Here is a 240-nt window from a genome sequence, read left to right on the forward strand (position 1 = left end):
CTCAGCCCGCAACCTAAAGTCACTGCGCAGTTGGCACCTGTGGGGCATGGCCAGCCGGTGTCGGTACGCGTGGTGGATGGTCGTCCGTCGCCGACCCTGGGCTCTCGCGGGGGCTTGTACCCTGAAACCTCTTATCTCGGTAACCGGCCAGGATGTGCTGCCCAAGCTGCAAGCCCAGGCCGAAGCGGCTGTACGCCTGCTGGGTTTCACGCCGGCCAACTCGCCGGGCGCACCTCAACT

1 pseudogene is annotated in these 240 nt (G+C 65.8%); it reads left to right on the top strand.

Annotated elements, in window-relative coordinates:
- Nucleotides 1-240, top strand: a pseudogene (locus SB765_RS33210) (hypothetical protein); the annotation flags it as partial.

Origin of the sequence: Pseudomonas sp. SIMBA_067 (assembly GCF_046534675.1) — a bacterium.
Lineage (GTDB): Bacteria > Pseudomonadota > Gammaproteobacteria > Pseudomonadales > Pseudomonadaceae > Aquipseudomonas > Aquipseudomonas putida.